The following is a 20382-nucleotide window of genomic DNA, read 5'->3' on the forward strand; positions in this document are numbered from 1 at the left end:
AGATTTGAGCCGCAATCCGCTGTTCGATACGATGTTTGCTTTGCAGAATATGGACGACAAGGATCTGGAGCTCGCAGGGCTTCGCTTGAAGCCGTACCCGGCTGAATACAAGGTGGCGAAATTCGACCTGAGCCTGGACGTGGCGGAAGGCGCGGAAGGGATGGCGTGCAGTCTGGAATACGCCACCGCGTTATACCGACCGGAATCGATAGAAAGAATGGCGAAGCATTTCGGGCGGCTGCTTGAAGCCGTTGCGCACGAGCCGGAGGCGCGGCTGGCTTCGCTCGGCATGCTCACGGAGGAGGAAGAGGAGCAGATTCGGCATGTGTTCAACGATGCGGAGGCAGGGCGTTCGCAGCAGAACACGGTGCCGGAACTGTTCGAGGAGCAGGTGGAGCGCACGCCGGATCGGATTGCGGTCGTGCATGAGGACAAGCAGCTGACGTACCGGGAGCTGAACGAACGGGCGAACCGGCTGGCGCGCACGCTGCGGGCCGAGGGCGTGAAGCCCGAACAGCTGGTCGGCATCATGGCCGATCGCTCGCTGGAGATGATCGTGGGCATTATGGCCATCTTGAAATCCGGCGGCGCCTATGTGCCGATTGACCCGCAATATCCGGAGGATCGGATTCACTATATGCTGGACAATTCGAACGCGCAAGTGCTGCTGGCCCAGCGCCATCTGCAAGCGCGGGCCGCATTCTCCGGCAGAAGGATCATGCTGGATGAAGAAGCGTTCTACGGCGCAGACGGTTCCAATCTGGAACGGGTGAATCAGCCGGAGCATCTGAGCTATGTCATCTATACCTCGGGAACGACGGGCAAGCCGAAAGGGGTCATGATCGAGCACAGACAGATGGCAGTCTTGTCGGCCGCGTGGGAGCGCGAATACGGCTTGCAGGAAGAGAGCATGCGCTGGATGCAATGGGCGAGCTTTTCATTCGACGTCTTCTCGGGAGACCTGATCCGCGCGCTGCTGCATGGGGGAGAACTTATTCTATGTCCGGAGGATGCGAGGGCGAACCCGGCTGAAATCTATGAGCTCATTCGCAAGCATCGGATTCAGATGTTCGATGTCACTCCGTCGCTCGTCATTCCGCTGATGGAATATGTATACGAGAACAAGCTGGACATCAGCAGCATGAAGCTGGCAGTCGTGGGGGCGGATCATTGCCCGAAGGAGGAATTCCAGAAGCTGCTGGAACGATTCGGTTCGCAAATGAGGATCGTGAACAGCTACGGGGTAACGGAGACGACCATCGATTCCTGCTACTTCGAGCAGGCGAGCACGGAAGGGCTGCGAACGGTGCCAATTGGCAAACCTCTGCCGGGTGTGACGATGTACATTCTGGATGAACACCATTCTTTGCTGCCGGTCGGAATAACGGGCGAGCTCTATATCGGCGGACCTTGCGTAGGCCGGGGCTATTGGAAGCGGCCGGACCTGACGGCGGAGAAATTCGTCGACAATCCGTTCGCTCCGGGCGAGCGAATGTACCGGACAGGCGACTTGGCCCGGTGGCTGCCGGACGGCAACGTCGAATATTTGGGGCGGATCGACCATCAAGTGAAAATCCGGGGCTACCGGATCGAGATCGGCGAGGTGGAGACCCAACTACTCAAAACGCCGTTCATCCGTGAAGCGGTTGTCGTCGCGCGGGAAGACGTTAGCGGACAGAAGTCATTGTGCGCGTACTTCGTCGCCGAACGCGAGCTGACGGTGAGCGAGCTGCGGAGAGCATTGGCCGCAGAACTTCCGGGGTATATGATCCCATCGTATTTCGTCCAACTGGAGCGGCTGCCATTGACGCCGAACGGCAAAATCGACCGCAAAGCGCTGCCGGCTCCAGAAGGAAGCGCACATACTGGAGCAGAGTTCGTAGCTCCGCGCACGTCGCTGGAAGCGCAGCTGGCCCGAATCTGGCAAGAGGTGCTGGGTCTGCCGGACGTTAGCGTGAAGGATAATTTCTTCGATTTGGGCGGGCACTCCTTGCGCGCGACGACCTTGGCAAGCAAGGTGTTCAAGGAAATGCACATCAATCTGCCGCTGCGGGATGTGTTCAGGTACCCGACGATTGAGGAGCTGGCCGAACTGATAGCCGGGATGAAAAAGCAGGAATATGCCGTGATCCCGCTGGCTGAGGAAAGAGACGTCTACCCGTTGTCTTCGGCCCAGAAACGCCTGTATATCGTGAGCCAATTGGAAGGGGCCGAGCTGAGCTACAACATGCCGGGAGTCATCACCCTCGAAGGACCGCTGGATCGCACTAGATTCGACGGGGCTTTCCAGCAGCTGATTGCGCGGCACGAGGCGCTGCGCACCGGCTTCGAGATGGTGAACGGAGAACCGATCCAGCGGATACATCGGGATGCGCGCTTGACAGTGGAGTACGTGCAGGCGGACGAAGAAGAAGCAGAGAAGCTCGTACAGCGCTTTGTCCGCAGCTTCGATCTGAAGCTGCGGCCTCTATTGCGGGTAGGACTTATCGAAATAGAGCGGGAACGGCATATTCTGATGTTCGATATGCATCATATCATTTCAGATGGCGTTACGATGGGGATATTGGTGGATGAGTTCGCTAGGCTCTATGCGGGCGAGGATTTGCCGCCGCTCCGCATTCAGTATAAGGATTATGCGGTATGGCAGCAATCCGAAGATCGCAGCGGGGAGTTGCGGCGTCAGGAAGCGTACTGGCTGGAGCGTTTACAAGGAGAATTGCCGGTACTAGAGCTGCCGACTGATTATGTGCGCCCCGCTGTTCAAAAATTTGATGGAGACGTCGCGTCATTCACGATCGATCCGCATCTGAGCGAACAATTGCGCCGACTGGCGTCAGACACGGGTTCCACCTTGTACATGGTGCTGCTGGCAGCCTACACTACGCTGCTGCATAAGTATACGGGACAGGAAGACATCATCGTGGGGACACCGATTGCGGGCAGAAGCCATGGCGATCTCGAGCCGCTCATCGGGATGTTCGTCAACACATTGGCGGTTCGCAATTATCCCGCAAGCGAGAAGGCATTTCTGTCGTACCTGGCGGAAGTGAAAGAAACAACCTTGGGCGCCTTCGAGCACCAGGACTATCCATTCGAGGATCTGGTAGAAAAGGTGCGCGTATCGCGGGACTTAAGCCGGAATCCACTGTTCGACACGATGTTCAGTCTCGAGAATGCAGAGCAGGGGGGCATCGAAATCGAAGGCCTCCAATTAAAATCATATCCGAATGAACATATGACGGCCAAATTCGACCTGACTTTCCATGCTGAAGAAGGAGAAGAAGGCATCCTATGCGGCTTGGTGTATGCAACCGCTTTGTACAAGCGCGATACGGTGGAGCGGATGATGCTGCATTTCAAGCAGTTGCTAGCAGCAATTGCACATGACCCCCGCGCGCAACTTTCAACATTGAACATGATGACCGCTCAAGAAAGAGAAGAGATTATCGGGGTGTTCAATGACACGGGGATGAAATATCCGCGCGAGAAGACGATTCAGCATCTATTCGAGGAGCAGGTTGAACGGACTCCTGACGCAGCGGCTATTGTGTACGGAGACGAGCGAATGACGTACCGCGAATTGAACGGGCGGGCGAACCGATTGGCAAGGACATTACGAACCAAGGGAGTGCAAGCAGATCGCTTGGTAGGTCTTATGGCTGAACGTTCTCTGGAAATGATAGTTGGAATTCTGGCGATTCTAAAAGCCGGGGGAGCATACGTGCCGATCGACCCGGAATATCCGGAAGAGCGCGTCCGCTACATGCTGGAGGACTCCGGGACCCAAATCATACTGACGCAACATGAACTGAAGTCGAGAATCCCGGTGCAAGCCTCGTTCGTCCTGTTGGATGACGAACACTCTTACAGTGCGGACGATTCGAATCTGGAACAGAATAACGGTCCTGCCGATTTGGCCTACGTCATTTATACGTCGGGGACGACAGGCAAGCCAAAAGGGAATTTGGCGACGCATCGCAACATCGTGCGGGTCGTGCAAGGCACGAGCTACATTGATTTTAGCGAACGGGACAACGTGCTGCAGTTATCCAATTATGCTTTCGACGGATCGACCTTTGATATGTACGGTGCTTTGTTAAATGGAGCCAAGCTGGTCCTCATCCCGCAGGAGACGCTGTTGGAGGTAGGGAAGTTGGCAGGCTTGATCGAACGCGAGCGCATTTCGGTGATGTTCATCACAACGGCGTACTTCAACATCCTCATTGACATGAAAGCAGACTGCTTGCGCCATATCCGCACCATACTGTTCGGCGGGGAGCGCGTGTCCATCTCTCACGTCCGCAAAGCGCTCTATCAGCTAGGACCGGGCAAAATCAAGCATGTGTACGGGCCAACGGAGAGCACGGTATTTGCCACATGCCACGATGTGAATGAAGTGGCAGAGGATGCCGTGACCGTTCCGATCGGACGCCCGATCAGCAACACGACCATTTATATCGTCAATGCTCAGAACGATCTGCAGCCGATCGGAGTGGCTGGGGAGCTGTGCATAGCAGGAGACGGACTGGCCCGAGGCTACTTGAACCGTCCCGAATTGACGGCAGCGAAGTTCGTCGACAATCCATTCGCGCCGAGGGAGCGGATGTACCGGACGGGCGACCTGGCAAGATGGCTGCCGGATGGGACCATCGAGTACGTGGGGCGGATTGACGATCAGGTGAAAATACGCGGCTACCGGATTGAGCTTGGCGAGGTAGAAACACATCTATTGAGAGTGGAGCCCATTCAGGAGGCGACCGTGATCGCCCGGGAATCCGACAGCGGTGAGAAGCGGTTATGCGCCTACTACGTGGCGGAGCGACCGCTGCCGGCCAACGAGCTGAGAGGCATCCTAGCGCAAGATCTTCCAGGGTACATGATTCCGCTGCACTTCGTTCAACTGGATCGGATGCCGCTGACACCTAACGGTAAGGTAGACCGCAAGGCGCTGCCTGCGCCTGAGGATCACTTGATGACAGGGACGGAATATGTGGCCCCGCGCACAACGCAGGAAGCTCAGTTGGCGCAGATCTGGCAGGAGGTGCTGGGCATCGAGAAAATCGGCGTGCAGGACAATTTCTTTGAGTTGGGCGGACACTCGATTAGCTTGATGCAGCTGATACATCGAATCTACATCGAATTGGGCGCGGAAATCGCTCTCCATAGCGTGTTTCAGCGCCCGACAGTGGAAGCGATGGCCTATGAGATCGTAAAAGTCGAGTACGAGGAGAAAAGCAGCAGCCAGTTCACGAAATTAAATGAAAATGGTCTTGTAAACGTATTTTGCTTGCCTCCCGGCTTCGGGTATGGGTTAAGTTACTTGGAACTGGCGAAGCAAATGGAAAACAGCTGCATCCTATACGGAATTGATTTCATTGATGATGCCGAATCTTACGAGGACATGCTGGACCGGTATGTGGACGCGGTCGTTGCCATTCAGTCTCAGTCCCCTTATGTGCTGCTCGGATATTCGCTGGGAGGCAATCTGACGTTCGAAATTGCCAAAGCAATGGAAAAGAGAGGGTACCGCGTATCGGATATTATTATGCTCGACTCCACGCGGAAGCTGGCCGCTCAGACGGTGGACGAGTTCGAAAGCGATATCGATCAAATGCTTGAAGCGGTGGGTGAACAGGAGATGCAGCTGCTCAGCAATCCTCTGATTCGTGAACGGGTCAAGCATAAGATGCGCGCGTACTGGACGTATGGATCTCAGCTCGTGAATACGGGCGCGGTTGAGGCGAATATTCATGCATTGATTGCGGAGGATTCCGATGCAGACAGACCGGATAATGTTACTTCTGCATTATGGGATGGGGCAACCCGGCAAGCCTATTGCGAGCATCGACTCATTGGTGTCCATGAGGATGTGCTGCTTCCTGGATTCATAGAGCATAACGTGAAAGTGATTCACGCGGTCGTCCATCAAATCATCGAGCAAACGCGCGGCGTCCACGAGGTGTTATCGCGATAGCAGCGATGTTGCTTGTACAACGTAACCTATAATACATGTCATCCTCATATACCGCCTGCACACATGCGCATGTTGATGATGCAGGCGGTTCGTTGGGGAGTTCCGTCACGACTATGGTTTAAAGGGGAGACAAATGAGTGGCACTGCGAAAACGAAAAGATGTGTTGACCCTATGGAAATCAGCCCGCTGGTTATCGTCATTCGTGAAACCCCATATGGGCTGGATGATCGTCGGAATCATCTCTGCTGTTGCGGCCGCGATTATTGAGATATGGACCGGCAGCTTAATCGAACAATTAACGACCAATGCCGGCAACGGGGACGGGCAGTTGGTCGCCCGCATTGTATATACCGTATTTATCGTCATTGCAATTGGAGTTCCCGCGAAATATTTCATGGTGTACGGCATCGAAAAAAGCAGCGCTCAAGCCATGAGGGACCTTCGCAACCAGATGATGAAGCACATCGGCAAATTGCCTGTTCATTATTTGGAAAAGAAACACTCGGGCGATATGGTGTCAAGGGTGACTAATGACCTCCAGATCATCAATCAATTTATGATTCGCGATGTGGCGGAATGGTTTTATCATCCCCTGCTTTTTATTGGCTGCTTTGGCTACTTGCTGTGGATCCGATGGGAGCTTGTGCTGCTCAGCTTGTTGCTTGTTCCCGTTTCCTTGTTCGTCTCGCAATGGGTAGGCAAGCAGCTGCAGCGCCTCACGGAAGAAGCACAGGAAAACATGGGCCAGATGAATGTCATTTTACAGGATACATTGAGTGGCATGCCGCTGGTCAAAAGCTATTTGCTGCAGGGAATCCTGTTCCGATCGTATCAATCCCTGCTTCTGCTGACGCTGAAAAAGAGGTTGGCCGTAAATAAACGCGAGGCGATAGTCACTCCCGTGCTGTTCACGCTCATGATCAGTCCGATCGTATTCGCTATTCTATACGGAAGTTATTTGATATCGAAAGGATTGTTCAGCACGGGAGAGCTGATTGCCTTTCTTTACTTGCTGAATTTGTGTTTGGAGCCATTGCAGAACATCCCGACGCTCATTACGAATACGTTTGAGATGACCGGAGCTTTAAAACGAGCGGCCCAAATCATGAATCAACCCATCGAGAATGAAGAGGGACATTGCATTGTGAGAACTGATCAGCCTCCCATCGCGTTTCACAACGTCAATTTCGCATACGAGAATAGCGGTTCCCCTCTGCTGCGCAATCTGAGCTTCACGGTAGCGGAAGGGCAGACTGTAGCGTTGGTGGGAGCCAGCGGCGGGGGGAAGAGCACCGTGATAAAGCTGCTCTGCGGATTTTATCCACTGCAGGCTGATGGCGGGAAGATCGATGTATTTGGCCAATCGATCCGCGACTGCAATCCGAAGGAGCTGCGTTCCCATTTGTCGGTCGTTACCCAAGATTCCTATTTGTTCAGCGGGACGATTGCAGATAATATTGCTTACGGGCGGGAGAATGCCTCGATGGATGAAGTGATCGAAGCTGCAAAATCAGCCAACGCGCACTCCTTTATTATGGAGCTGCCGGAAGGATATCAGACTGACGTGGGGGAACGGGGAGCGCTGCTATCCGGCGGGCAGCGTCAGCGTATCACCATTGCGCGCGCACTGCTCAAGGATGCCCCCATCCTGCTGTTGGACGAGCCCACTTCCGCATTGGACACGGAGTCTGAATCATTGGTTCAGGAAGCGTTGAACGTTCTTATGAAGGAGAGAACGACCATCGTCATTGCGCATCGGCTGTCTACTATTCAGAATGCGGATGAGATCTGGGTCATGGAGGACGGACGGATCGAAGAGGCAGGGAATCATGCGAAGCTGCTGGAGAAAAAGGGCTCTTATGCCCGTTTGTACCATCAGGAATTCGAAACGGATCGAATGGGAAGCAAGGAGGTGGCCTATACGTGAAAACCGCCGGGATGTTAGCTTATGTGAAGGAAATCAAGTATATGATGGACTTTATGAGCACACGACGCAAAGTTGAGTATTATGTTGGCATGATTGCAGGCGGGCTCGTTAACACCTTGTTTATCCTGTCATTCACCTTGGTTGTCCAGAGTTTAGTAGATTTTGCAGGGTCAAGAGATACTTCCCTTATGTTTCAGGCGCTATATATTTTGGGAGGCTCCATCTTGCTGTTGAACCTGACTTCACCCGGATTCACTTATTTGTTTCGTCGCAGCGTGGAACTGACGATCGTCGACATCAGGGAACGTCTCTATCATAAGCTGTGCAAGCTTCGGGCCGATCATTTGGAGCGGACGCATAATGGAGATTTCCTATCACGGATAAATAACGATGTATCCACCCTGGAAGTGACGTATTGCGGAATCTTTTTTGCTCTGCTGCTGGATATCATGATTAGCATTGGATCCATCATTATGATGTTTATCATTCATTGGCAGTTTGCTTGCGCTTCCCTTTTGATTTTGCTCGTTTCCTTTTATATAAGCACGCGTTTTGTGCGCTCCGTTCGCGCGATGTATGATCAATCTCTTCATTCTATAGCCAAGCTGACAGAGAAATTTTCAGACTTTATCGCGGGCATCCAGCTTGTGAAATTGTTCCACATTAGTCCGGTATATGCTCAGTATGGAGCCATGAACGAGAAGCTGACGCAGCTTTCCCGCCGCATCGCCCACAAAAAAGGCGTACTGGCAGCCGTCAATCATTTTGTAAGCTACATTACATTTTGCGGAATCATTGTCATTGGCAGCTTGCTGTATAGCTATGGCATCATTGGCATGGGGGCCGTTGCAGCCCTGGCCGTCTTGCAAATTCATTTGACGCATTCCTTCATGAACATTGGAACAACCATGTCTTTGATTCAAAATTCGTTGGCAGGAGCGCAGCGGATTCAAGAAATGCTGGAGGAGCAGGAGGAGCCGCAACGGATCGGCTCTGTGGCAAGCGACCGTGATTCGGAGGCAATGGTGGAATTCGATTGCGTTGAGTTTGCCTATCAATCCGACAGCCCGGTGCTGTGCAATTTGTCCCTGCAAGTGCTCCCCGGGCAAGTGGCGGCTGTTGTGGGTGCAAGCGGCAGCGGCAAAAGCACCTTGATTAAATTGTTGCTGGGCTTCTATCCCGTTGACAGCGGCGAGATCTTAATCCAAGGCAAGTCGTTCGGACATTATACCTTGGAAGAGATTCGTCAACGGATTGCTTATGTGCCGCAAGAAGCTTTCTTGTTCAGCGGAACGATTGAAGACAACATCCGTTATGGCAATCCGCAAGCTTCACAGGAGGAAGTGATTGCCGCGGCTCAGGCTGCTTATGCCCACAATTTTATTCAGGAATTGCCCGAGCAATACCAGACGCAAGTGGGTGAGCGCGGAGCGTCTTTGTCCGGCGGACAGCGGCAGCGGATTGCGATTGCCCGGGCATTGCTCAAAAATGCTCCGATATTGCTGCTCGATGAGGCAACATCGGCATTGGATGCCGAATCAGAGTACTGGGTACAGCAAGCCTTGAATCAATTGATGAAAGGCCGCACGACCATTCTGATTGCCCACCGCTTGAGCACCGTTGAGAATGCCGATGTGATATTTGTCATCCAACAAGGATCAGTTGTGGAACAAGGCACCCATCAGAGCTTGCTTGCATGCAGATCCTACTATGCAGGTATGTATGGACAGTCTGGCCTGGCTCTTGCCGAACAAGCTTGACAGAAATTTGACAATGCGGATCATTTTTATATACGATCCCAGCCATCCATGGAAATACTTCAGGCCAAGTGGACGTATGGTTTCACACTCTGGGGAGCTCATCATGAGCTCCCTATTATTTTTGTGATTTGTGCTGACACCTCGACAAGTAAGAGAGGAACTATGCCGTATATCCAGATATTAAAGACTTGGATCTTTTTTATTGAAAAAATGGGGGTGGTGAACCGGTTCTATTTTTAGGGGATTAGATGCTACCTAGCGTTAAATCCACCATCTATGTTTAAAATGGAACCTGTGGTAAAAGATGCTTCATCCGAACACAACCAGACGATACCGTTGGCGATTTCTTGAGGATACCCCATACGCATCATCGGATGCATACGATTAATCATATCTTCATTAAAGGTGCCGTGGTCAATGGATTTCGCGATGATATCCGTCTTAATGGCCCCTGGGGCTACCGCATTCACTCGAATATTATTGGTTGCGTATTCAAGAGCTGCAGTCTTAGTCAGACCGACGACTGCGTGTTTGGTTGCCGTATAGGGACCTGTGTAAGGCATACCATGCAGACCTGCAATAGAAGCCAGATTGACAATGGCCCCTCCTTGGTCTTGCTGTAACATTTGTTGAATTCCATATTTCATGCCATAGAAAACACCCATCACATTCGTCTGCAGCATCTGCTGAAAGTTATTTCCGTCTGCCTGGGCAAGCGGCACAGTTTCTAAGCTGATCCCGGCATTATTGACTAGAATATTCAATTTCCCGTACTGAGAAACCGTTGTTTCTATTAATTTCTGAACTTCTTCTTCCTTGTTGACATCGCAAAGGACAAACAAAGCATCTCCACCCTGAGCAACGATTTCCTCCATGACTTCATTCCCTGATTCAGCCCGACGACCGCTGATGACGACCTGCGCGCCCTTACGTGCCAGTGTCATAGCTGTCGCTTTCCCGATTCCTCCTGTTGCGCCTGTAATTAATGCTACTTTGTTTTTTATCGTGTCTGTCATGCTCTGTTTTCCCCTCTCAAATATAATGAACAACTGTTGATTAATCAATTTATGTCTATTATTATAGATTCATGCATGACATATTCAATCGTCAAATCATTTACTCTTGTTCATTAGGGAACAATACGATGGAAATGTGTTTGTTACTTTTTCTAGGAAGTGTGGTGACCTCGGCATGTCCAAAGTAGATCGAAGAATTCTTAAAACTCGGGAAGCGGTTACGAGCGCATTTATTGAACTGATGTCAGAAAAAAAATTCGAGGACATTACGATCCAAAATATTTCGGACCGGGCGAATATGAACCGAGGAACGATCTATCTTCATTATGTCGATAAATATGATTTATTGGATAAATGTATCGCAGCTCAGCTTGAAGAACTCTTAGAAGTATGTTCAGCGTCAGATCAGGAGCAAGGAAGCATTGAGCTGATGGATTCTTTTCTGCCTGTGTTTCAATACTTCGAAAGGAATTATTTATTCTACTCGACTATGTTAGTGAATCAGGGAACTTCATATTTTCATGAACGATTCCTTCATGTTATCCTCCAAGGGCTGCATGAGGAAGTGAAGATAGACGGTGCAATAAATAAGGGGTTAAACAAAGATATCGTCATTCCATTTGTTGGTTCAGCTTTCGTAGGTTTGGTGGAATGGTGGATTAAGGAAGGAATGCCTTTTCCGCCGCAACTAATGGCTGAGCATGTGAAGATTTTGCTAGGAAGGCATCTGCTATGAACATCCGAGTGGGGGCACATCAACATCCCAACATTTCATAGTGTTTGTTTCCTTTGCGCTTTACTGTAATAAGCAAACAGTTTTCATTGAACTGTAAAACAACTGACGACAAGGAGCAGACGGAATGAAAACACCTGCTGGGCGGACTTCTGGAGACAGCAGAGGACGATATCGAAAATTATTTGAAATCATTTCTTCCGCCGAAATGAAAATGCAGGGATGAGCTTGTATTCACCAAAACGGGGTAGTAATATACAACACTGAAAAGAGACAGTTGGACATACTCTCTAAAGAGTAGACTCACTCTGTCTCTTTGTCGTTCTTTCAACTATTCGGACTCAAGCTTCTCTTTCACTTTTGCAGGCAGATCGTCCTTCTGCACTTCTTCCCAGGAGGTTACGCCCTTCTTGCTAGAGTAGTACACACGCAAATATGCTTCTTTACGCAAGTTTTTTTGCGCCGTAAATTCCATTGTTTTTTCGGTTCCTTCTTCGTCAAAGGCAGGCAGAGAATATTTATAGGTTGTAAATGGATTGTCTTTATCGTCTGTAGTCTCTTCTTTTTGTCCATCCATTGTAATCTGAACATAATAAATATCTTTCCCCATGCGTTGAAAGTTGCAGCCGGCTAAAATGGATGCAAATACGACTAAAATAACTAGCATTGCGATACTTCGTTTCATGTCATCACCTTTTTGTGTTGTATTGTTTGATTCCATTATAGTGGGTTGTTGCTCAAGACAACATTCAATTAGGTGATAGAACTCTTACATCATTGTAAGGGTTCCGTGCAGTCATCTGTGACAACTATAAGTAGTTTGTTATATAATGGGTGTAAATAAACTGATTGGAGCGTGATTGGTATGCGGCAATGCAACATAACACGAGAGGAGCTTACTATGAACAGAGAAAAGAGGATTTTAATTCATGAAAACAATGAATATAGGAATTGTTGCGCACGTAGACGCAGGAAAGACGAGCCTGACTGAACGTTTACTCTATGTAACGAATGTCATAGATGAAGTTGGCCGAGTTGATAAAGGGAATACCCAAACCGATTCGATGGAGCTGGAGAGAAGAAGAGGGATCACGATCAAGGCGTCAGTCGTTTCGTTTTTCGTGAACGATTTGAAGGTCAATCTTATTGATACGCCTGGACATGCGGACTTCATCGCGGAAGTAGAGCGTTCCTTCAGCGTCCTTGATGGAGCGGTTCTGGTCATATCGGCTGTGGAAGGGATTCAAGCCCAGACCAAAATTTTAATGTCGGTGTTAATGAAGCTGCAAATTCCTGCGATACTGTTCGTGAACAAGATAGACCGGAGCGGTGCGCAATCCGACGGGATCATGAAGAGCATTCAAGAAAAACTGACAGCGAACGTGATCCCTTTATACAGAGCTGAAAACATCGGCACGAAGCAGGCGTTCATTGTTGAACACTGCTTTAACAACGATACGGATCCAGATTTTATGGAGCGATGCATCGAGCTGGCTGCTTGGAATGATGAAGCTTTGCTTGAGTCTTGCGTGAACGGGGAGCAAGTATCGGAAGAGCAAGTAAAACTAGCCTTGATGCGGCAAATTAGGGATGCGAAGCTTTATCCGGTCTTTTTCGGATCTGCCATGACGGGAATTGGCGTGTCCGAACTGTTGGCGGGGGTGGCAGAGCTGTTTCCGGTGAATGAAGCCAGAGAAGCTGCGCCCTTATCCGGGGTCGTCTTTAAAATGGAGAAGGAACCATCGGGAGAAAAGATCGCCTACGTCAGAATATTTTCAGGAAGAATGAGCGCAAGAGAATATGTGAATATAAGCCGGAAAAACAAGGATGGCACGATCGAAACGCACGCAGACAAAATCAAAAAGCTGTACCTATTCAGTGAAGGGAAGTCCATTCCGTCACAAACCGTGGAAGCCGGCGATTTTTGCAAAGTATGGGGATTGAAAAATATTAAAATCGGGGATGTTGTGGGTGAGCGGTCTGACAAAATCAAAGATATCCATTTCGCCTCCCCGCAGCTGGAAACCCGCATCGAAGCCATGCAGAATGAACAAGAGCATCGATTATTTCAAGCTCTTGTAGAATTGTCAGAAGAAGATCCGTTAATCGAAGTGTTGAAAGACGACTTCCATCATGAGATCTATATCCGCCTGTTCGGGGAAGTGCAAAAAGAAGTGATTGAGACAACCCTTAAGGAAAAATATCGGGTGGACGTCTCGTTTTCAGAGACAAGAATCGTCTGTATCGAAAAGCCAAAAGGAACGGGACAGGCTGCAGAAGTGATGGGAGCGGCAGAAAATCCTTTTTATGCTACAGTAGGCTTCCAAGTGGAGCCCGGCGTAACTGGTAGCGGAGTGACCTATAGACTGGGCGTGGAACTTGGTTCGCTGCCCTTGGCGTTCCACAAAGCCATCGAAGATACCGTATGTGCAACGCTTGCACAAGGTTTATACGGGTGGGAGGTCACTGATATTGTCGTTACGCTGACACACTCGGGCTACTGCAGTCCGGTAACGGTAGCCGGAGACTTCAGGAAGTTAACGCCGCTTGTGTTAATGGAGGCACTGTCCCAAGCAGGCACTGACGTATATGAACCGATCAACGAGTTCGAACTGAGTGTTCCCGAACATGCGATCAGCAAGGCGATGCATAAATTGTCAGGTCTAAAGGCCATATTCAGGGAACCGCTCCATCATAAGGATACCTTTCTGTTGACAGGGACGCTTCCAGTGGCTGTGACGGAGGATTTCAAGCGAAGTCTTCATTCGTTCACGGAAGGCGAAGGCTTTTTTATGGCGAACCCGTACGGATTTGAAAAAATAGAGGGCGAATATCCAACGAGAAAGCGGGCGGACTACAATCCGTTGAACCGAAAAGAGTATATGCTCCATATCCTGCGTGCTTATTGATTATGAACCGGGCCCTGAGACAGGTATCTGTCCCAGGGCCCTTTGTTATGCGAAAAAGGGCGGAGATTACACCAAGAATAAATCAAATAAGCGAAAAGCGAATGAAAATCCGTATAAAAATATCCAGTTGGACAGGGAACCGGAGGAAGGGTTGCCCAATCTAATCAGGGAATAGGCAATTGCCACAAGGAGGAAGAATCAAATGAAAACGTACAAAACGATGATTGCATCCACTGTTATTGCCGGACTGCTGCTGTCCGCTTTCCCGCTGCTTCCCGGACATGCGCCTGCATATGCGGCCAGTCAAGCAGAGATTGAAAAAGAAATGAAAGAGATGGAGGAGCGGTTCCAGCAGGCCTTCAAGAAGCTGGATTCGAAAATTATCGAGCAAGCGACTCAGGCGCTGCAGAAGTTCGACCCGGGACAAGAAGTGAAATTAGTCAGCATAACGGGAGAAAGTGGTGTTGGTGCAGATAAAGGCGAGTGGACGCTGACTTCCGGGCAAGGGCATCATGTAAAGGTTGACAAGCAAACTGGAGAAATTAAAGGTATGTCAGCAAACAGAACATATAAGTTCGAGGAGTCGGATAAAGCTTTACAGGCAGATATCCAAGAAAAGTGGGCGCTTCTGGAACTGAAGGGTGAATTCACGCCCCCTAACTTTATTTCTTACACGAAAGATGATCGGGGACTTGAAACGTTTAGCTTTTCCGGCGGAGAAACGGAGGACGACGATTACTATGGCAACATCGATCTAAAGACAAAAAAGGTCAGTTCTATGGGGAAACTGATAACGTCCGATCAAGTCGACCAAAAAATTGTCAAAGCGGCGGAAGAAGCGATGAAGAAGCTGCCGGGCGCATCCAAGCTGCGCAAGCAGGTACATGTCAGCCTCTACGATTACAACCAGTTCAACAAGACGATCGATTTTCAGGATCAGGCTGGTTCCCGAGTCGGGATCGACAGTTCGTCAGGGAAGCTGAGATCTGTCACCTATGATAAGCTGCTGAACAAATTTTATGCGCCGAAAGATGTCCAGAAAGCGTTCGCCAAACCATATTACACGAAAGAGAAGGCGATCAGCGCCGCTAAACCGATGGCGAAAAAGCATTTCGATCTGGATCTGACCGGCTATGAAGTGAAAGTCAAGCATTGGGAATATACATTTACGAAAAAGGGACGGCCGACGGTAACTGCTTATATTAATGAAAAGGGACAATTTTGGGAAATGAGAGTCATGTAATAGTAGCTGGCTAGGCACTCTGTCCGAGGGGAACCTCGGACATGGGTGTCTTTTTTTCACGAATAAAACAAGACCTCAAGTCTATATACATGAACACTACCCATATATTTGGAAGGTGATTGCCTTGCGCTGGCCGCATATCGAGCCGCATCTTATTACCCGGTCCTTGGTGCCGGAAAATCAGGAAAGTCCGATCCATTTCTTTTCGTTGGCAGCCGTTACGCCGGAAGGCTTCTTTTATATAAGAAATCATTTTTCTTATCCCATGTTGTCGGAGGAATCGTTTGCGGTTACGATTGACGGAGAAGTCCGGAACTCGCTGACGTTCCATTATCGAGATTTGTTAAGCATGCCGTCTAAAGAGATAGCCGTTACGTTGGAGTGCAGCGGCAACAAACGGGCGCGCTTCAAGCTCAAGGTGTACGGAATCCAGTGGGAAGAGGGGGCGATTAGCCAGGGAGTGTGGAAAGGAGTCCCTTTGAGAGACCTGCTGAATTATGCTGGTTTGAAGCCGACGGCCAGGGAGGTTGTGTTCGCGGGACGAGATTGCGGGACCCGGACAGACATGGCAGGCACGTATCCGTATGCCCGGAGCCTTCCGCTGGATAAGGCATTGCACCCTGATACGTTAGTCGCCTATGAACTTAACGGACAGCCGATTCCTTATAAGCACGGGTATCCGCTAAGGCTAATTGTTCCGCAATGGTACGGGATGGCCTCGGTCAAATGGCTGCGGAGCATTACCGTCCTTGATGCGCGCTTCACCGGGCCTTTTCAGGTTGTCGATTATGTCTATGAACCTGGCACGGACAGCGATGATGGGAAGTCCCCCGTTACGCTGGTCCATGTCAACTCCACCATTCAATTCCCTATGGATCGGAGTCTGCTTGACACCGGAACCATCCAAATCTGCGGAATCGCATGGACGGGAACGGGATTCATTACTGATGTCGAGCTTAGCCTTAATGGCGGGGAAAGCTGGGTCAGTGCGGACGTGCATCGATTGCCCAACCAGCCCTATGCCTGGATCCTGTGGACTTATAGATGGGACGTCTCTCAACAAGGAGAGTACGCGATTCTATGCAGGGCGAGAGATTCGTATGGAAACATCCAGCCTGCGGCAGCAAGCTGGAATAAAAAAGGATATGGCTACAATGCCATATCCAGCATTAATGTGAAGGTGGAATAAGAGTAATAAGTGGAGTGACTAGTCCATATTCACCCACACGGTCTTCACTTCGGTATAGTTGTCAAGCGCGTAGGAGCCCATTTCCCGGCCAAGGCCAGATTGCTTATAGCCGCCGAACGGAGCGGCCGCATCGAACACGTTGTAGCAGTTCACCCAGACCGTGCCCGCTTTCAACTTGCTTGCAAGATAGTGCGCCTGTTTCAGATTTTGCGTCCACACCCCCGCAGCCAAGCCGTAATCAGATTGGTTGGCCTGCTCAATCAGATCGTCGAGCGTATCGTACGGCAACGCAGCCACGACAGGGCCGAAGATTTCTTCGCGAGCGATCGTCATCTTCGGATCGACGTGCGCGAATATCGTCGGTTCGATGAAGTAGCCTTGCTCGCGCGGGACTCTGCCGCCGGTCACCAATTCCGCGCCTGCCGCTTTCCCTGCTTCGATATAACGTTGGACAACGTCATGTTGCTCGGACGATACGAGCGGCCCCATCTCCGTATCCATATCAAGGCCAGTGCCCACTCGGATGCGCTGCGCCTCCGACACCATATCCGCAACCACGTTGTCGTACAATTTCTTCTGCACGTACAGCCGCGAGCCTGCCGAGCACACCTGCCCTTGGTTGAACGTAATGCCGCGCAGGGCGCCAGGCACCGCTCGGGACAGATCGGCGTCTGGGAGGATGATGTTCGGCGATTTTCCGCCCAGTTCAAGCGTCACTTTTTTGACGGTGTCCGCAGCTTGCCGCATGATGGATTTGCCGACGATAGTAGAGCCGGTGAAGGCGATCTTGTCGACTTGCGGATGCCGCACGAGCGGAGCGCCCGCCGTCTCCCCGAAGCCGGGGATGACGTTGATGACGCCTTGCGGGAATCCCGCTTCCTGTGTCAATTGAGCCAGGTACAAGGCTGACAACGGCGTCTGCTCCGCCGGCTTCAGGACGACGGTGCAGCCGGTGGCAAGGGCGGCGCCCAGCTTCCAAGCCGCCATGAGAAGCGGGAAGTTCCACGGTATGATCTGACCGACGACCCCGACGGCCTCATGTCTTGTGTAGGTGAGGAAGTTGCCTGCAGTAGGAATGGTTTGTCCGACAATTTTGGTCGCCCAACCGGCATAATAACGGAAATGCTCGATTGTGAGCGGAAGATCGGCTGCCAACGTTTCCCGCAGCGGTTTGCCATTATCCAGCGTTTCCAGCTCGGCCAGCTCTTGCTTGTTCGCCTCGATCAAGTCGGCTAGCTTATAGATGAGGCGGCTGCGATCCGCGGCGCTCATCCGCGACCATTCGCCTTGATCGAATGCGTCGCGGGCGGCTTTGACCGCCCTGTCCACATCTTCCTCCCGCGCTTCGGAGACAACCGCGAGCACTTCTCCCGTTGCCGGATTGATGGACGAGAATACGTTGCTCTGGACGGACTCGACCCACTCACCATTAATAAACAGCTTCTTGGTGCCTTGCAAAAACGCTTCTACTTTCGGACTGATTTGAACTCGTGACAAAGCGCAATCACTCCTTTGTTAGATTGTCATTTACATCGGCTAAATAGGCCTTAAAGAGATATGTATTCTTATAGGAAACGGATCATTCCCGTTAGGGGACAAGTTGTTGTGCAGAGTCCGACCGGGAAGATGTGCGTAAGGTAAATGGGACAGGTCGGATAAGGTTGAAAAGAAAGGGGCGGGCCGATCCGCCAATAATTCGAACCAGCCCGCCCCCAAGACAAGAGGATGCATCCGTTATGAGAGATGCGGAATCATATATAATCGCACTTAAACGGCGAAGATGTGTTTGCCGATTTTTCCCGTCTGCTGACGGGTCCAGATCCACGCGGAAGTAGCGGTATCCGGGTTGAAATAGTAGAGCGCGCCGTTGGTCGGATCCCAGCCGTGCACGGCATCCCATGCCGCGGCATAGGCGGATTCATCAGGATTCAACCAGTATTGGGCATCGTCAACCGCCGTAAATGCCCGCGGCTGAAAAATGACGCCAGCCACCGAGTCAGGGAACAGGGGAGACTGCATGCGATTCAATACAACCACCGCAACCGCCACTTTACCGGTATAAGGCTCGCCGCGCGCTTCGCCGTGCACGGCTCGGGCCAGCATGGTCAATTCATCGGCATTGACCGACACCTGTTTCAACATCCGCCACGTCTGCGGACCGGCGATGCCATCCGCTTTTAACCCGTAATCTCGTTGAAATTGGCGTACGGCTTGCGTTGTAGCGTTACCGAACCTGCCATCCAACGATTGGTTATAGTAACCTAGCATTTGTAAACGAAACTGGATATCCCATACGTCACCACTATTATTTCCGTATTGGATCGTAGGGGCAGGGGCTGCAACGGCCATCGACGCCGGCAGAACGGCTGTCAAGCCAATTGCGGCCAACAGAAAAGGCAGTAGAATTTTTTTCATTTGCGTTCTCCTCCTTTCCTTTGCCATTATAGAGACGCTTAACAGTGGTTTCAATACCATCATATTGGAAACAAAAATGGAAAACCTTGCTCGGCTTAGTCTGTTTTCTCCGCATGGCACGTCATAGCTTCAATTTATTTGCAACAAAGCACTCCGTTATCTGATTCCATGTTGGATTTTAAGCTTGCTAACATTTGTTCCCAAGCCTGAATGTGCCATTCTTTTGCGGCTAGCCATTCCTCTGAATCTTGCCAACCTGCGTGTTTGAGCGTAACAATCGTGCCATTACTGGCAGGCTCAAGTTCTACGTCGACCATTTCCTTTTTGGGTTTAATAGCCAAGCAGTTGAACCGATCAGGAGAGTATGACGAGACGGAACTTCCCAATGAACAGGCATCTCCCATGGAAGCCGTATTAAAAAAAGGAGTCCGAGGTACTGGCGTCGGTGATGTCTCTGGACATCAATTATCGGTCGGTCATTATTCTTTAGCGGGTGTCTCCAACCTTCGCCGAGTTGGTGAAAACGCGAAATCACATGGCGTGAAGATTAACTCTGCACGGGATGTTTATATTTAACGATGTTTACGAAATATGAAGGAATAACAAAGTTTATAACGAAATTTTATAGAGCTATATGTCAAACGGTGACGATTCCTTATTACGAGTACTAAGATTACTCCGTTCTTCCATGAAGCTGCGACAAGGGAGCTTTGTTTTAATGTCTACGGCAAAAACAAAGGAATCATTAACCATATTAATAGGTTAGGCTTTTCACCGGATTTGGCGGGATTTCATCTTACATACAACAAGGACAAAGAGGCTAGTCAGCCACAAACTATATTTGTGGAAAAGGGATTTACAGACGATATGCTCGAACAGTTTACTCATTTATTCGATAGCGCCTATTACGAGTTAAACAAAGAAAATGGTTGGAGAACTGACTAATATCACAGTCAGCCTGACGAGTTCAGGGGAGAACTTCGTCATTATGATGCGAAGGGAGGGGTGCGTTCATTTTGGCTTGATCAAAATTTAATTGGTGCTTACATTATAAGCGGAACGTACATACGTGATATGGTAGTGGATCCGGATTATCAAAATCGCGGCTATGGAAGCATCATTCTGGACCATTGCATCAATCATTTATTGAAATTTCTTGTTTTGTTGAACATACGTATGTTCCAAAACAGAATCACCATTAAGCTAGGAGGATGA

Annotated in this window: 14 protein-coding genes; 9 read left to right on the forward strand and 5 right to left on the reverse strand. The window is 50.3% G+C overall.

What is annotated here, in order from left to right; translation table 11 throughout:
- The 3 genes from LQV63_RS23135 to LQV63_RS23145 all read left to right on the forward strand — a co-directional run.
- Positions 1-5974, forward strand: a 5974-nt coding sequence (locus LQV63_RS23135; protein WP_233698467.1) for a non-ribosomal peptide synthetase, incomplete at its 5' end; no start/stop codon positions are given.
- Positions 5975-6111: 137 nt separating this feature from the next.
- The gene (locus LQV63_RS23140) at positions 6112-7902 is read left to right on the forward strand and encodes an ABC transporter ATP-binding protein (RefSeq protein ID WP_233698468.1); all 1791 of its coding nucleotides are present in this window, start codon (positions 6112-6114) and stop codon (positions 7900-7902) included.
- Complete coding sequence (locus LQV63_RS23145) at positions 7899-9662, forward strand: ABC transporter ATP-binding protein (protein WP_019421062.1); 1764 nt, start codon at positions 7899-7901, stop codon at positions 9660-9662. The genes LQV63_RS23140 and LQV63_RS23145 overlap by 4 nt, the downstream gene beginning before the upstream one ends.
- A 251-nt stretch (positions 9663-9913) precedes the next feature.
- Here LQV63_RS23145 and LQV63_RS23150 read toward each other — a convergent pair whose 3' ends face one another.
- Complete coding sequence (locus LQV63_RS23150; protein WP_233698469.1) at positions 9914-10678, reverse strand: SDR family NAD(P)-dependent oxidoreductase; 765 nt, start codon at positions 10676-10678, stop codon at positions 9914-9916.
- A 175-nt stretch (positions 10679-10853) separates the two neighbouring features.
- On the opposite strand from LQV63_RS23150, the gene LQV63_RS23155 reads away from it, so the two are divergent.
- Complete coding sequence (locus LQV63_RS23155) at positions 10854-11414, forward strand: TetR/AcrR family transcriptional regulator (protein ID WP_233698470.1); 561 nt, start codon at positions 10854-10856, stop codon at positions 11412-11414.
- 328 nt (positions 11415-11742) lie between these two features.
- Here the strand turns inward: LQV63_RS23155 and LQV63_RS23160 are convergent, their stop codons facing one another.
- On the reverse strand, positions 11743-12096 hold the full coding sequence (locus LQV63_RS23160; RefSeq protein ID WP_019421066.1) for a YxeA family protein: 354 nt from the start codon (positions 12094-12096) through the stop codon (positions 11743-11745).
- 244 nt (positions 12097-12340) lie between these two features.
- On the opposite strand from LQV63_RS23160, the gene tet reads away from it, so the two are divergent.
- The 3 genes from tet (at position 12341) to LQV63_RS23175 (ending at position 16752) form a co-directional block, all read left to right on the forward strand.
- Complete coding sequence (gene tet / locus LQV63_RS23165; RefSeq protein ID WP_233698471.1) at positions 12341-14320, forward strand: tetracycline resistance ribosomal protection protein; 1980 nt, start codon at positions 12341-12343, stop codon at positions 14318-14320.
- A gap of 202 nt (positions 14321-14522) precedes the next feature.
- Positions 14523-15563, forward strand: a complete 1041-nt coding sequence (locus tag LQV63_RS23170) for a hypothetical protein (protein ID WP_233698472.1) — start codon at positions 14523-14525, stop codon at positions 15561-15563.
- Between the two features lie 115 nt (positions 15564-15678).
- A complete protein-coding gene (locus LQV63_RS23175; RefSeq protein ID WP_325175914.1) occupies positions 15679-16752 on the forward strand; it encodes a sulfite oxidase in 1074 nt (357 codons plus the stop codon).
- 18 nt (positions 16753-16770) lie between these two features.
- Here the strand turns inward: LQV63_RS23175 and LQV63_RS23180 are convergent, their stop codons facing one another.
- The 3 genes from LQV63_RS23180 to LQV63_RS23190 form a co-directional block, all read right to left on the reverse strand.
- Positions 16771-18249 carry an aldehyde dehydrogenase family protein gene (locus LQV63_RS23180; protein ID WP_233698474.1) on the reverse strand — a complete coding sequence of 493 codons (1479 nt, stop codon included), beginning with the start codon at positions 18247-18249 and terminating at the stop codon, positions 16771-16773.
- Positions 18250-18519: 270 nt separating this feature from the next.
- Entirely contained in the window at positions 18520-19167 is a 648-nt protein-coding gene (gene sleB, locus LQV63_RS23185; protein WP_233698475.1) for a spore cortex-lytic enzyme, read from the reverse strand.
- A 134-nt stretch (positions 19168-19301) separates the two neighbouring features.
- Complete coding sequence (locus tag LQV63_RS23190) at positions 19302-19553, reverse strand: SRPBCC family protein (RefSeq protein WP_233698476.1); 252 nt, start codon at positions 19551-19553, stop codon at positions 19302-19304.
- Between the two features lie 16 nt (positions 19554-19569).
- Between LQV63_RS23190 and LQV63_RS23195 the strand changes: the two genes are divergently transcribed.
- Entirely contained in the window at positions 19570-19743 is a 174-nt protein-coding gene (locus LQV63_RS23195; RefSeq protein ID WP_233698477.1) for a hypothetical protein, read from the forward strand.
- A 429-nt stretch (positions 19744-20172) separates the two neighbouring features.
- Positions 20173-20382, forward strand: coding sequence for a GNAT family N-acetyltransferase (locus LQV63_RS32135; RefSeq protein ID WP_407672955.1), 210 nt, complete (start codon positions 20173-20175; stop codon positions 20380-20382).

Source organism: Paenibacillus profundus, assembly GCF_021369635.1.
Classification (GTDB): domain Bacteria; phylum Bacillota; class Bacilli; order Paenibacillales; family Paenibacillaceae; genus Paenibacillus_B; species Paenibacillus_B profundus.

Excerpts from the sequence above, each read along its gene's own strand:
- LQV63_RS23160 (WP_019421066.1), bottom strand. The coding sequence starts at position 12,096 with ATGAAACGAAGTATCGCAATGCTAGTTATTTTAGTCGTATTTGCATCC.
- LQV63_RS23170 (WP_233698472.1), top strand. The coding sequence starts at position 14,523 with ATGAAAACGTACAAAACGATGATTGCATCCACTGTTATTGCCGGACTG.
- LQV63_RS23150 (WP_233698469.1), bottom strand. The coding sequence starts at position 10,678 with ATGACAGACACGATAAAAAACAAAGTAGCATTAATTACAGGCGCAACA.
- sleB (WP_233698475.1), bottom strand. The coding sequence starts at position 19,167 with ATGAAAAAAATTCTACTGCCTTTTCTGTTGGCCGCAATTGGCTTGACA.
- LQV63_RS23155 (WP_233698470.1), top strand. The coding sequence starts at position 10,854 with ATGTCCAAAGTAGATCGAAGAATTCTTAAAACTCGGGAAGCGGTTACG.
- tet (WP_233698471.1), top strand. The coding sequence starts at position 12,341 with ATGAAAACAATGAATATAGGAATTGTTGCGCACGTAGACGCAGGAAAG.
- LQV63_RS23195 (WP_233698477.1), top strand. The coding sequence starts at position 19,570 with ATGGAAGCCGTATTAAAAAAAGGAGTCCGAGGTACTGGCGTCGGTGAT.